Source organism: Bacillus sp. SIMBA_074, assembly GCF_046534555.1.
In the GTDB taxonomy this organism is placed as follows: domain Bacteria; phylum Bacillota; class Bacilli; order Bacillales; family Bacillaceae_G; genus Bacillus_A; species Bacillus_A mycoides.
Genome location: NZ_JAWRYM010000037.1, coordinates 41,153 through 51,342 on the forward strand (window position 1 = coordinate 41,153; position 10,190 = coordinate 51,342).

At 38.0% G+C, this 10,190-nt stretch carries 25 protein-coding genes and 1 pseudogene; all 26 read left to right on the top strand.

Translation table 11 applies throughout. The features are described from left to right. Positions 1–4 precede the first annotated feature (4 nt). Complete coding sequence (locus SB773_RS26330; protein WP_410593097.1) at positions 5–217, top strand: hypothetical protein; 213 nt, start codon at positions 5–7, stop codon at positions 215–217. Positions 218–229: 12 nt separating this feature from the next. Then, positions 230–625, top strand: a complete 396-nt coding sequence (locus SB773_RS26335) for a hypothetical protein (protein WP_410593099.1) — start codon at positions 230–232, stop codon at positions 623–625. A gap of 1 nt (position 626) precedes the next feature. Continuing rightward, positions 627–896 carry a hypothetical protein gene (locus SB773_RS26340; RefSeq protein ID WP_410593101.1) on the top strand — a complete coding sequence of 90 codons (270 nt, stop codon included), beginning with the start codon at positions 627–629 and terminating at the stop codon, positions 894–896. Between the two features lie 14 nt (positions 897–910). Continuing rightward, positions 911–1,486, top strand: a complete 576-nt coding sequence (locus SB773_RS26345) for a hypothetical protein (RefSeq protein WP_410593103.1) — start codon at positions 911–913, stop codon at positions 1,484–1,486. A 10-nt stretch (positions 1,487–1,496) separates the two neighbouring features. Then, the gene (locus SB773_RS26350) at positions 1,497–1,946 is read left to right on the top strand and encodes a nucleoside permease (protein WP_410593105.1); all 450 of its coding nucleotides are present in this window, start codon (positions 1,497–1,499) and stop codon (positions 1,944–1,946) included. Beyond that, complete coding sequence (locus SB773_RS26355; protein ID WP_410593107.1) at positions 1,943–2,350, top strand: hypothetical protein; 408 nt, start codon at positions 1,943–1,945, stop codon at positions 2,348–2,350. The genes SB773_RS26350 and SB773_RS26355 overlap by 4 nt, the downstream gene beginning before the upstream one ends. Positions 2,351–2,361: 11 nt before the next feature. After that, a complete protein-coding gene (locus tag SB773_RS26360; protein ID WP_410593109.1) occupies positions 2,362–2,571 on the top strand; it encodes a hypothetical protein in 210 nt (69 codons plus the stop codon). Between the two features lie 8 nt (positions 2,572–2,579). Continuing rightward, entirely contained in the window at positions 2,580–2,720 is a 141-nt protein-coding gene (locus SB773_RS26365) for a Fur-regulated basic protein FbpA (protein WP_410593111.1), read from the top strand. Further along, positions 2,707–3,171 (top strand): YopX family protein, encoded by a 465-nt coding sequence (locus tag SB773_RS26370; RefSeq protein WP_410593113.1) that lies wholly within the window; start codon positions 2,707–2,709, stop codon positions 3,169–3,171. Before SB773_RS26365 ends, SB773_RS26370 begins: the two co-directional genes overlap by 14 nt. Then, positions 3,168–3,356, top strand: a complete 189-nt coding sequence (locus SB773_RS26375; protein WP_410593115.1) for a hypothetical protein — start codon at positions 3,168–3,170, stop codon at positions 3,354–3,356. The genes SB773_RS26370 and SB773_RS26375 overlap by 4 nt, the downstream gene beginning before the upstream one ends. Positions 3,357–3,358: 2 nt before the next feature. After that, positions 3,359–3,565: a hypothetical protein gene (locus tag SB773_RS26380; RefSeq protein ID WP_410593117.1), complete on the top strand. Its 207-nt coding sequence runs from the start codon at positions 3,359–3,361 to the stop codon at positions 3,563–3,565. Positions 3,566–3,648: 83 nt separating this feature from the next. Further along, on the top strand, positions 3,649–3,837 hold the full coding sequence (locus SB773_RS26385) for a hypothetical protein (RefSeq protein WP_410593119.1): 189 nt from the start codon (positions 3,649–3,651) through the stop codon (positions 3,835–3,837). Between the two features lie 18 nt (positions 3,838–3,855). Next, positions 3,856–4,098 carry a glutaredoxin domain-containing protein gene (locus tag SB773_RS26390; protein WP_410593121.1) on the top strand — a complete coding sequence of 81 codons (243 nt, stop codon included), beginning with the start codon at positions 3,856–3,858 and terminating at the stop codon, positions 4,096–4,098. A gap of 10 nt (positions 4,099–4,108) precedes the next feature. Next, complete coding sequence (locus SB773_RS26395) at positions 4,109–4,276, top strand: hypothetical protein (protein ID WP_328054319.1); 168 nt, start codon at positions 4,109–4,111, stop codon at positions 4,274–4,276. Positions 4,277–4,289: 13 nt separating this feature from the next. Then, positions 4,290–4,793 (top strand): dUTP diphosphatase, encoded by a 504-nt coding sequence (locus SB773_RS26400; RefSeq protein ID WP_410593124.1) that lies wholly within the window; start codon positions 4,290–4,292, stop codon positions 4,791–4,793. 247 nt (positions 4,794–5,040) lie between these two features. After that, positions 5,041–5,929: pseudogene (locus SB773_RS26405) on the top strand (DNA cytosine methyltransferase). Between the two features lie 36 nt (positions 5,930–5,965). Further along, on the top strand, positions 5,966–6,127 hold the full coding sequence (locus SB773_RS26410; RefSeq protein WP_410593126.1) for a hypothetical protein: 162 nt from the start codon (positions 5,966–5,968) through the stop codon (positions 6,125–6,127). 80 nt (positions 6,128–6,207) lie between these two features. After that, the gene (locus tag SB773_RS26415) at positions 6,208–6,348 is read left to right on the top strand and encodes a hypothetical protein (protein ID WP_410593128.1); all 141 of its coding nucleotides are present in this window, start codon (positions 6,208–6,210) and stop codon (positions 6,346–6,348) included. 13 nt (positions 6,349–6,361) lie between these two features. Further along, positions 6,362–6,490, top strand: coding sequence for a hypothetical protein (locus SB773_RS26420; RefSeq protein WP_410593130.1), 129 nt, complete (start codon positions 6,362–6,364; stop codon positions 6,488–6,490). 45 nt (positions 6,491–6,535) lie between these two features. Further along, positions 6,536–6,865: a permease gene (locus SB773_RS26425; RefSeq protein WP_410593132.1), complete on the top strand. Its 330-nt coding sequence runs from the start codon at positions 6,536–6,538 to the stop codon at positions 6,863–6,865. A gap of 17 nt (positions 6,866–6,882) precedes the next feature. Next, positions 6,883–7,056 (top strand): hypothetical protein, encoded by a 174-nt coding sequence (locus SB773_RS26430; protein WP_410593134.1) that lies wholly within the window; start codon positions 6,883–6,885, stop codon positions 7,054–7,056. Between the two features lie 18 nt (positions 7,057–7,074). Continuing rightward, positions 7,075–7,323, top strand: a complete 249-nt coding sequence (locus SB773_RS26435) for a helix-turn-helix domain-containing protein (protein WP_410593136.1) — start codon at positions 7,075–7,077, stop codon at positions 7,321–7,323. Positions 7,324–7,444: 121 nt separating this feature from the next. After that, positions 7,445–7,765: a DUF1064 domain-containing protein gene (locus SB773_RS26440; RefSeq protein WP_410593138.1), complete on the top strand. Its 321-nt coding sequence runs from the start codon at positions 7,445–7,447 to the stop codon at positions 7,763–7,765. Between the two features lie 14 nt (positions 7,766–7,779). Further along, positions 7,780–7,968 carry a hypothetical protein gene (locus tag SB773_RS26445; RefSeq protein WP_410593140.1) on the top strand — a complete coding sequence of 63 codons (189 nt, stop codon included), beginning with the start codon at positions 7,780–7,782 and terminating at the stop codon, positions 7,966–7,968. A 138-nt stretch (positions 7,969–8,106) separates the two neighbouring features. Beyond that, complete coding sequence (locus tag SB773_RS26450) at positions 8,107–8,490, top strand: ArpU family phage packaging/lysis transcriptional regulator (protein ID WP_088293626.1); 384 nt, start codon at positions 8,107–8,109, stop codon at positions 8,488–8,490. 1,225 nt (positions 8,491–9,715) lie between these two features. Then, on the top strand, positions 9,716–10,190 hold a 475-nt coding region (locus SB773_RS26455), incomplete at its 3' end, for a DNA-methyltransferase (RefSeq protein WP_410593142.1).

Here is a 10,190-nt window from a genome sequence, read left to right on the forward strand (position 1 = left end):
GCGAATGACGGTTATGGATATGTATACAGAAGCGAAGAAGGATAAAATCTTGAGTTCGTGGCTGTTAATTGAGTACCTTGTATTCGAAAAAAAGGCAATAACATTTGCTGATAGCGTGGACAAGCTCACTTACTTCTTTGAAGAGAGATTCAGAAACAAAATGAATGAGTACTTAGTGGAGTACATGAGACAACGCGGAATCAATGCGGCAGTGTAAGGATGATGAGAAATGACAAGAGATGAAGAAAAGTTAAAGGAGTTGTATGCAAGGGCGGCAGGATTGGATGAAGATCTACCTGGTGACTTGCTACAAAAACTCAAGATATATGGAGATATCCTTTCTCTAACTGGAAAATTACACGCTTCAGCTTTGAGTGATTGGAAAATGGCAGAAGCAATTCGAAAAGAAACTATAGCGAAGTGTTTCACTTATGATCCAAACGGAACAGCAAAGGAACGTGAAATGAAAGCAGAGTTTGCAGCAAGTGAACATAGAAAAGCAGAAGCGAAAGCAGAATCTGCATGTATGAGATGGAAGAACGCTTATAACTCGACAACTGAAATTATAAACATTTTGAAGATACAACTAAGGGATATGAAAGATTTGAATAGCGGAGGCGTATAAAATGGTCAGTCAACTAAGCTTTGACGACATATTGGGTACTTTCGATTACAAAGCAAAGAGCACATCAGAGCAATTCCTAGCGAAGACACAGGGAATCCCTACTTACACCGTGGATTTCTTCGATAAAGATCAAAGGCAAAAGTTACGGTGGTTTGAAGCGAAGACAAAGAGCGAAGCCGAGGGAATGGCTAGGAAGAAATACGGGCAGATACAGATTGTTAACACGTACATTTCAGATAAAAGTTTGCAAGAAATAATGGCGATGGATTAGGAGGAAGAAGGGAAATGGATGTAATGAATTTTCAAACTGCAAAGGATAAGCTGGAAGACGTTTTAAATAGTGGGCGAATGACTACAAAAGCCAAAGAAGATATTAAAGCAGTGGTAGACATGCTGACAGAAAACTTAAGACGTTACGAAACAAGAGATAACGCAAAAGAATTGGGGTTGCAAACTTGTTATAACAATCCTTCTATTTCAAGAGATATACAGAGAGCTGTGAGAGTGTTACAAACACATCCAGCTCAGTATGACATTGCTACAGATGATTTGAAGAAGTTACAAGCAATGCAAGAAGACATATTACATGCGTTGGAATTACTGGATGAAGATGAAAAACAGTTGATGAAATACACGAAGGACTTAATTAATGTGAGGAAACAACGTAGGGCTGCAAAAGATTACTTAGAAATCGCTACTCCGCTCAAGAAGTTAGCAAATAAGTACCCTAATATTGGTAAAGATTTAAACCAATGTTTAAAAAACGCAAGAGAGATTGAAGAATTTCATAAAAAAAGAATATACACACCTCGTGAATTAACTGCTATAGAAGAAGCGTTTAAAAAACTAGAAGTAGTTTAGGAGGGAGATAATGACTTTGAATCGGTGGTTGACTGATGAGGAATATGCAAGGGCAGCGGCTAACGGAGTGAGCAGAGAAAGGTTGAACAGTCGTGTCTATGATTTTGAATGGGATTTAGAGTTAGCGATATCAGCACCAATCGGGACAGTCAGGCATGAATACGAAAGGAAACATGCAAAGTGGCTTAAATTAGCATCGGAAAACGGTATTAACCTTAGCACCTTTTATAGCAGATTAGAGCTAGGATGGGAGTGCCAAAAGGCTGCGACAAAGCCCGTAAGAAAAAAGAGCCAGGCAGAAAAAAAGTGGTTGAATATCGCTAAACAAAATGGAATTAGCTATCAAACTTTCATGTCACGAATTCATACACGGAAATGGGAGTTAGAGAAAGCAGCAACAACACCACCAATCAATACAGGAAGACGTTGCTCAGTAAAAGTTAAGGAGGAAGCGTTGTGAAGTATTACGGTCCTGTTATTACTGATGAAGATTACGAGAAGGCTGCTAAAAATGGTATTAGCAAATCAAATGTATACCAGCGAGTTAATGAGTACGGATGGGAGTTAGAACGCGCTATAACGGTACCGATTAGAAAGCGAAAAGGTGGAATTAACGCTAGTATGATAACGCTCGCTGAACGTAATGGAATTAGCAAGGTAACTTTCTGCAAAAGAATCAAAAATGGTATGGATCCGTATGAAGCGGCGACGAAGCCAAAAGGATATGAATCATACTTAGAATTATCAAGGAAGAACGGAATTAAAGATGCTACCTTTTACCAAAGAATCACTAGAGGAATGAAACCTTACGAAGCGGCAACAAAGCCAGTGGTGAGTCGGAAGAGAGCACAGCAAATCAGCTAGGAGGAAATGAAATGAAAGAATTGGACTTGTTTTATAAAGCTTTGAAAGAAGAATTGAATGGAGAACAAATGGAAGTTGGAGATGAATTCGTGTACACATGTAACAACGCGGTAGTCATCTACAACATGGATTACAACGAAAAGAAAGAGAAAACATTAGGTATCCGCATTATTGGTGGAAAGGCAGTTCACATAGATACTGAATTACCGATTTTCGAATAGGAGGCAACATGGACAGGCAAGACGTTTTAATCAACAAATTAATCGATAATCACATATTCAAGCTAGCCGATGGGCGCGATCTCTTTGAGGGGAGTTGCGAGGAACTGGCGGGGCTGTTGGAAAGGGATGAGAAGAATGAGGGAGATTAAGTTTCGCGGAATGCCGATTGAGGATTACGGTGATACAAAGTGGTTTTATGGAAATGCGATTGTAAATTATGACGATAAATTAGCTTACATCGAGGCATCTGGTCAAGGGTTTACACCAGTTAAATGGGGAACGGTCAGTCAATACACAGGTTTAAAGGATTCGAAAGGTAACGAAATTTATGAAGGTGACATAGTACATGTTTGGGAGCAAGATTCGTTTATTCCAAACCGAGATTCAGGTGGAGGTATCATCGATTACGACTGCGTAGATGGATTCTCGCAACTTGGTGTAGTTAGTTTTAAGGGATCATGGTACACACACGAAACAAAACAACACTTAGAAGGTCGAGAAGAACAAATATATGCTCCATTAGATTTCACTAATGATTTGTTTGTTGCAGGGAATATCCATGAGAATGCAGATCTTTTAAATGGAGGTAAGAACAAATGAGGGAAGCGATTGAGGAGTATATCGAACAGTTACAACAATCGGCAGTTGAAAACAGAAAAGAAGCGGACAAGGCTTACGAAGCTGAAGATTTAGGGCTTGCTGGCTTCTACAGAGGGAAATGGATTGCAAATGAAGGGACAGCAATGGCACTAATGACTATCTTATCTAAATTTAAGGAGGAATAGCGATGAGATATACACGTAATAGACAGATTGGCAAAGCTATGAAGGATTCTAGTTGGATGACTATGAAGAACGATAAAATATCAGAGGTCAAAACCAGTGAGTTAGACCATACATTCGAATGGCACCGAGAGTATAACAATGTGAGTATTCAAGACGGAGATAAGATACTATTTATAGATTTGTATGAAGTAGATTTTTGCTATTACTAAGGAGGAAGAACAATGAAATATACACAGCATGGAGCATTTGAAGTAACTCAATTATTAGCAGAAGCAAAAGGAGAGAAAAAGTGATGCGAATCGTTGTAGTTAAGGCAGTAATTGAAGGTGAAAATGAATGTGTATTAATGGGAGCGTATCCTACAAATCAGGAAGCTGATGAAAGAATCAAAGAATTAAATGAACGATATAAGGATGATAAGGATACTCGATATACAAAAGAAGAAACGGAATTAAGTAACTTCAAACCAAGATATGAATAAAAAAGGAGACTGAAGAGAATGGCAACTAAGATTATTATGTTTACAAAAAATGATTGCCCAAACTGCAAAAGAGCAAAGCATTTCTTGGGATTTGCACCAGTGGAAATTGAATTAGAAGAAAGAAATATTGAAGAAAATGAAATCTATAAGGTTGAAGCTGAGGACTTAGGGTTAATGAGTTTACCAGCATTTAAGTTTGAGAATGGGAATATCGTTAGGGGATTTGAAGAAGGGAAAATAATGAACGAATTAGGACTATAGGAGGGATTGCATGAAGAAAGAAACCAAAATACAGGTGGAAGGTGAGCTTAAAACAGTAGAAAGCGAGATTCGTAAGATGGAATATCACTTGGTGGGATTGGATAACGAGAAGCGGAAGACGAAGCTTTCATTGGAAGTGCTGAAGAAACAGAAAGAGAAATTGAAAAGTTATTTATAAGGAGTGGATACGAATGTTGAATATACAAAAGATTTTCGAAGCGCAGGACAAGCTAGATCGTAAGGTTGTTGAGGTTCATGGGCTAGAAGGACAAAACCTAACTGGAGACGTGACACAGGCTTTATACACGGAGCTAGGGGAGCTATCCAACGAAATCGGTTTCTTCAAATATTGGAAAGAGAACAAGAAAGATGATAAGGCGCGTCAGTACGATGAGTGGGCGGATTGCATGCACTTTATGGCGAGTTTGGGTAATAAGTATGGGCATAGTGATTGGATAACTAAAGTTGATATCGACAATATACAATGTCGTCCATACACAAGAACAGATACTTCATTCCATGACTTGTTCGAAAACATATATAGATTGGAATTGAATGAATGGGATGAGTACACGGAAGCGCTGATGGCTCTATTAGCAATCGGAATTAAAATCGGGATGGCATTTGAAGATATGGAAAAGGCGTATTTCGATAAGAACCAAGTTAACTATGATCGTTTGAATTCGGGATATTAAGACCAAATTTGAATTTTGTAGAAAAATGAGGATTAGAGATGAAAACTTCCATAGGTAATATAACTTTGAATCCTAAAATAAAATGCTTCCTCTTAGGCCATTATTGGGTATTTAGTCTTAAGGAAGTTAAACACAAATGTTTAAGATGTGGAAAAGATAGATATTGAACAAAAACTTCATTTTAGTAGAAAGCGAGGTGGTGATATGAGTCTTACTTTTATAGACTTATTCGCCAGGCGTGGGCATGATGAGAATCGGATTAGAACAAGCAGGGCATAAATGCCTCGGCTATTGTGAATGGGATAAGGCAGCAAGAAAAACATACGAAACAATGCATGAAGTTAATGTGGAAGGCGAGTGGACGGAACATGATATCAGAAACGCAAAAGGAACTACTATTCCGAGGGCTGATATTTGGACAGCAGGGTTTCCTTGTACCGATATTTCCAAAAATGGAAAACAAAAAGGACTTGCAGGAGAACGATCAGGACTATTTACAGAAGTTATCCGGCTCATCAAAGAAGTACCTGAATATAAGAAACCTGCCTACTTGCTCTTTGAAAACGTTGATAACACATTATCAGTCAATAAAGGATGGGACTTTGCCCGTATTCTCACTGAAATGGATGGAGTCGGGTATGATGCGGAATGGGATATTATTACCTCAACAGAAGTTGGAATCCCTCAAAGAAGGAAAAGAATATTCATTGCAGGATATCTTAGAGGATCAGGTGTCCGACGAATATTTAGTTGATATAGAAAAGAACAGCTGCATTTTAGAAGTAACAAAAGATTATGTAAAAGTGAGACAGGCTACTAAACAAGGATATGATATCGGTGTTGTCGGTGACGCTATTAATATAGCAGTACCAACATCTAAGACGCGCAGAGGTCGCATAGGGCACGGTGTGGCACAAACATTACTTAGATCCAGGGAACAAACTACTTTACGTGACGGGAAGTTATACTGGCTCACTGAAAGAGAATCATGGCGATTACAAGGGATTCCTGACGAATACTTTGATCGAGCAAAAGAAGTAACATCGCCAAATCAGTTATATGCACAGGCTGGTAACGGATTAACGGTTAATATAGCGAAATTTATCGGCTCGAGAATGGGTTATTTAGAAGATTAGTATAAAAATTTCATTTTGTAGAAAAGGGGAATGGATATGGAAGCACAGGATATTAAAAAAGATAAATCACTTTGGGAGAAAAAGAATCTTGAAGGTGTAGGGAAGGTACTTCTTGTTGAAGAGAGTTATTACGACAGTATCGTTGAATTGGTAACTAGTTTGGAGCAAGAAAACAAAAGAGCAGCTAGCAAAAGCTAACTGCTCACCCAAAGGATAGGGATAACCATGTGTCTACAGTATTGACGGAATATTGAGTTTTATTCAGGGGGTAGAGGGAAATGGAAAATGAAAATTTAATCAAAGATATTATTAAATTGATTGAAAGTGCGGACCCGTATGAATCACAGCAAATGTGTTCTGTTTTATTAGAAATAAAAGAATTAATAGAAAAAACTAAGAACATAAAAATTGATATGTAGGAGGCAGAGGGGGATGCAAGCATCAACAAGTTTCTTATTAGCATTATCTACAAAATTACAGGAGATTGCTGATAATACAGCAGATCTGGAAACAGAATCAGAGTTAAATGAGCTTATCGATAAAATTAATGAAAGTATCTAAAACTCAACAAAATAATCCTTTTAATAGAAAGTGAGAATAGAAGAAATGACAATTAGTAATAAGGTTTGGACACGTGCATTTACAATCTTAATGGCCCTTAATTTAGCGACAGCTATCGCATCAGCTTTCTTACAAAAGTGGTGGTTCGTTTCAGAAAGTCTGGGAGAGGCCTGTTTAATGGCTGGAATTGGGTTAGTGATAATGAATGGGAAAGCGACAAATCGGGCGACGATACTATTCACTGTAGCAGCTTTAGAACATGGTGTAGAAGTAGCAAGAGACTTTTGGATGCACCAGTATTCAGATTCAATATGGAGTTTGGTAGGAATAGCGCTATGCATTTATTGGATGAGAAAGTATTACGTTGAGGAATAGAAAGTGAGGTTAAAAGAATGGAAGGTAACGTAAAGCTATTAGGCGCAGACGGAATGTGCGGAATGGAGTTTACAGGGGACAAGGTTAATGTTTATAACGATGAAGGATATGTGATGGAGAGTATGACAACGAAGGAGCATATTCAGGAAGTTATCGATTTTCTTGAAGAGTGCAAAGGACAAATGGAGTAGAAAGAGAGGTTAGGAGAAATGGGAGGGTTTAATGGTGAAAAATTAACAGAACTCCGTCACCTGTATGGCATGACTCAAGGAAAAGCAGCAGAATTGTTAGGTGTTGATGTTAATTTTCTGATTGAAATTGAATTATCAAAAATCACACCAAACTTTAATCAAATACAAGTACTATGCAAAAGGTTTCATGTAAAACCAAAGTACTTTTACGAAAACTCATTTTTAACTAATGTAGTTAATCAAAATTATATATCTTTACGACAGTAATAGAGAGTGAGGTTAATAGTTGATTAAAAAGAGAAGGACCACAACTAAGAAAAAGAATGCACCACGGATTAAACAGAAGAAAGTAACTTATGACGGAATTAATTTCGATTCACAGTCAGAAATGAACTATTACAAGTACTTACAGGGACTGGAGGATGTTGCTCATATTGAGTGCCATCCATCCTATACCTTAGTACCAACATTTGAGATTAAAAGCAGCATAACAAAGAGTGGGAAGTCGAAAAAGTCATCTATGAGGTTTACACCAGACTTTAAAGTAACGTACTCAGACGGGCGTGTAGAGGTCTGTGATGTGAAGGGAAGTAAGCGCGCAATCAATGAGGGTTTCCCGTTACGTAAGAAGTTATGGGAGTACTTAAACAAACAGGAGTTAATCGTTGTGATATGGGACAAGAAGTTAAAGGAGTGGACAAGATCATAAAGGGAGCTGAGTAGATGATTCCAAGATACAAAGGTACAAGAGAATTCATGCTGTATATGAAAGAGCTGGGTTTTGGGAGTAATCAATACGTTTGGATATTCGATGTATTTAAGTATCACGAGTTAATGCAACATGTAGAAGAAGGATGGGCTATCCATGATGAGGATAAGAGGGTAGCAGCTTTACAGAGAACGACAGCCTAATGGATAACGGAACCATGCAGAGTAGATTGGTGGGGGCTACTTTACTAAGCATCGTTCCCTTATTCAACAATGAGATAGTAAAATTTCACATACTGTATACGATTTTAAAAAGACAAATTCGAAATAGGGGGATTACAGATGGAGCAATTAGCATTCTTTCCAGAAATCGATGACAAGGAGTATAAGTTAATTCAAAAAGCAGTAGTGAAGGTGTTACGTGATTATAAAGCTCTAGCTGTACGTATGGAGAATCAAAGTGAATGTGAGAGAGAAAGTATTCAGTTATTCCCTGAATTACGTGATACAAGGAAGATAAATGATTACAAGTACTTGCAAATAAAAAGAGCATTAGAACATTCATTGGATATAGAGCAAAGAGAGATCATTGAGCGTAAGTATTTGAAAAGTGGAGTAATGAATGACACTTTGATTAAAGCTCAAATGATGTTAGAGCATAAGTGGTATTACTATCAGAAGAAAAGCGCGATTATGGCGATTGCTACAGCATTACGAATGATTTAATCAGATAAAAAAACGGGAACAAAATGGGAACAAATACGGAAGAAAGTGAGGAACAAACGGATGCGTAATTCACCGTATTATTATCTTACAAGCTCTTTGAAAACCGCATAACAAAGGGGATAGCGTAACCATTTTCATAACCTCTTAAGAGGAGCGTCCATTATGATGTTGGCCCCGTTAACAAAACGTTACCGAAGAACGGGCATAGGCGGTAAGAACCCGCAATAAAGGGTGGGAAGATTCCCTTACAAGAGGACTATTGAAACGAATTAAAACTAATTAAGACATATTCCAGTGTGGCGGGTGTGAGATAACTCGCATTCGTCATACTGTTTTACTTCTCATTGAGTGTATAAACGTACCGCCTTTCGTTTGTAGGCTCATAGGTAGTAAAACCACACCTGTCATGTGGATTTCTTGATTTCTATGTTAAAATTGGATCGTTTTACCGATGGGATATGATGGTTCGTTCGATTGAATGAACTGCATGTTACAAAAGAAGTATCAATTGATTTATTAGGAGTTGCTTACGACAATAACTAATGTAAGTCAAGGTTCTTCTTCTAAACGATTAAACGAGCAGAGAGCTTCCGCTCTTTGTTTGAGCCAATACAGCTGAACATTCCCCTCAGTCTTATGTGTTGGTTCAAACAAGGCGTAGGAAGAAACATATGCGTCTGGATATAAATTAAAAAACCTTTATAAGAGAGTTACGACATGGCTCTCATTCGGCAAGTGGTATGTGACACCCTCAAGTCACGGGACAGCCAAAGTATTGGCAAACTCCACGGAGTATAAACGAGAGAGTTTACATAGCTCTCTTTGAGCATATAGGAATCTGTATGTTGAAAGAGGTTATGGATACCTCCATTGCATGCAACAGGATGTCGTAGCTATGCAGGTTCATCCTATATCCATTTTATTTTGGGACTTGCTCCCCAGCGCAACTGAGCGCAGAACGATCAGAAGAGAAGTAAGTAACTCGAGCAATACTTACTTCAAAGACTATAAAGAGCATATTCTTGCTCTTCTCCCAGTCACCGACACAGGGCGTGTAGCCATACTATTGATGCGGTGGCTTGGAGAAGGTTGAGAGTACCTAGAATACCAGTAACCTTAAATTGATTCATTTCGAAATTCCCCTTTCGTGAATGTTTCTCCATCCCCTTGAAAGCTGTCACTTCGGTGATGGCTTTTTATAATTTTAAAAAAGGATGATGCGATATTGCTAAATAAAATATACAATCTAAATTGCTTAGAGGGTATGAATAAGATCTCTAATGAATCTGTGGATTTGCTCTTAACGGACCCTCCTTACAATGTGTCAATGAAATCTAATTTCTCAAGTATGGGACGGACTGGGGTTGATTTCGGGGAGTGGGATAAGGGATTTAACCAAGAGGAATGGTTGAAAATAGCTTGCTCAAAAGTAAAAAAAAGCGGAAGCGTTGTTATATTTAATGATTATAAAAATATAGGGATAATGACAAGTGTCTTAGAATCTAATGGATTCACTGTCAAAGAGTTGATTCTATGGAAAAAACCAAATCCTATGCCTAGAAACAGAAATAGGCTTTATGTAACAACTATTGAGGTTGCTTTATGGGCAGTTAAAGGTAAGGGTTGGATTTTTAATAGACAAAAGGAAACTTACGAGAATGCAATATTTGAAGCGCCTACTGTATCACATAAACAAAGAA

What these genes read in the sequence shown, in the direction of transcription:
- SB773_RS26330 (WP_410593097.1), top strand. Translation starts at nt 5, where the DNA reads ATGACGGTTATGGATATGTATACAGAAGCGAAGAAGGATAAAATCTTG.
- SB773_RS26335 (WP_410593099.1), top strand. Translation starts at nt 230, where the DNA reads ATGACAAGAGATGAAGAAAAGTTAAAGGAGTTGTATGCAAGGGCGGCA.
- SB773_RS26340 (WP_410593101.1), top strand. Translation starts at nt 627, where the DNA reads ATGGTCAGTCAACTAAGCTTTGACGACATATTGGGTACTTTCGATTAC.
- SB773_RS26345 (WP_410593103.1), top strand. Translation starts at nt 911, where the DNA reads ATGGATGTAATGAATTTTCAAACTGCAAAGGATAAGCTGGAAGACGTT.
- SB773_RS26350 (WP_410593105.1), top strand. Translation starts at nt 1,497, where the DNA reads ATGACTTTGAATCGGTGGTTGACTGATGAGGAATATGCAAGGGCAGCG.
- SB773_RS26360 (WP_410593109.1), top strand. Translation starts at nt 2,362, where the DNA reads ATGAAAGAATTGGACTTGTTTTATAAAGCTTTGAAAGAAGAATTGAAT.
- SB773_RS26365 (WP_410593111.1), top strand. Translation starts at nt 2,580, where the DNA reads ATGGACAGGCAAGACGTTTTAATCAACAAATTAATCGATAATCACATA.
- SB773_RS26370 (WP_410593113.1), top strand. Translation starts at nt 2,707, where the DNA reads ATGAGGGAGATTAAGTTTCGCGGAATGCCGATTGAGGATTACGGTGAT.
- SB773_RS26375 (WP_410593115.1), top strand. Translation starts at nt 3,168, where the DNA reads ATGAGGGAAGCGATTGAGGAGTATATCGAACAGTTACAACAATCGGCA.
- SB773_RS26380 (WP_410593117.1), top strand. Translation starts at nt 3,359, where the DNA reads ATGAGATATACACGTAATAGACAGATTGGCAAAGCTATGAAGGATTCT.
- SB773_RS26385 (WP_410593119.1), top strand. Translation starts at nt 3,649, where the DNA reads ATGCGAATCGTTGTAGTTAAGGCAGTAATTGAAGGTGAAAATGAATGT.
- SB773_RS26390 (WP_410593121.1), top strand. Translation starts at nt 3,856, where the DNA reads ATGGCAACTAAGATTATTATGTTTACAAAAAATGATTGCCCAAACTGC.
- SB773_RS26395 (WP_328054319.1), top strand. Translation starts at nt 4,109, where the DNA reads ATGAAGAAAGAAACCAAAATACAGGTGGAAGGTGAGCTTAAAACAGTA.
- SB773_RS26400 (WP_410593124.1), top strand. Translation starts at nt 4,290, where the DNA reads ATGTTGAATATACAAAAGATTTTCGAAGCGCAGGACAAGCTAGATCGT.
- SB773_RS26410 (WP_410593126.1), top strand. Translation starts at nt 5,966, where the DNA reads ATGGAAGCACAGGATATTAAAAAAGATAAATCACTTTGGGAGAAAAAG.
- SB773_RS26415 (WP_410593128.1), top strand. Translation starts at nt 6,208, where the DNA reads ATGGAAAATGAAAATTTAATCAAAGATATTATTAAATTGATTGAAAGT.
- SB773_RS26420 (WP_410593130.1), top strand. Translation starts at nt 6,362, where the DNA reads ATGCAAGCATCAACAAGTTTCTTATTAGCATTATCTACAAAATTACAG.
- SB773_RS26425 (WP_410593132.1), top strand. Translation starts at nt 6,536, where the DNA reads ATGACAATTAGTAATAAGGTTTGGACACGTGCATTTACAATCTTAATG.
- SB773_RS26430 (WP_410593134.1), top strand. Translation starts at nt 6,883, where the DNA reads ATGGAAGGTAACGTAAAGCTATTAGGCGCAGACGGAATGTGCGGAATG.
- SB773_RS26435 (WP_410593136.1), top strand. Translation starts at nt 7,075, where the DNA reads ATGGGAGGGTTTAATGGTGAAAAATTAACAGAACTCCGTCACCTGTAT.
- SB773_RS26440 (WP_410593138.1), top strand. Translation starts at nt 7,445, where the DNA reads ATGAACTATTACAAGTACTTACAGGGACTGGAGGATGTTGCTCATATT.
- SB773_RS26445 (WP_410593140.1), top strand. Translation starts at nt 7,780, where the DNA reads ATGATTCCAAGATACAAAGGTACAAGAGAATTCATGCTGTATATGAAA.
- SB773_RS26450 (WP_088293626.1), top strand. Translation starts at nt 8,107, where the DNA reads ATGGAGCAATTAGCATTCTTTCCAGAAATCGATGACAAGGAGTATAAG.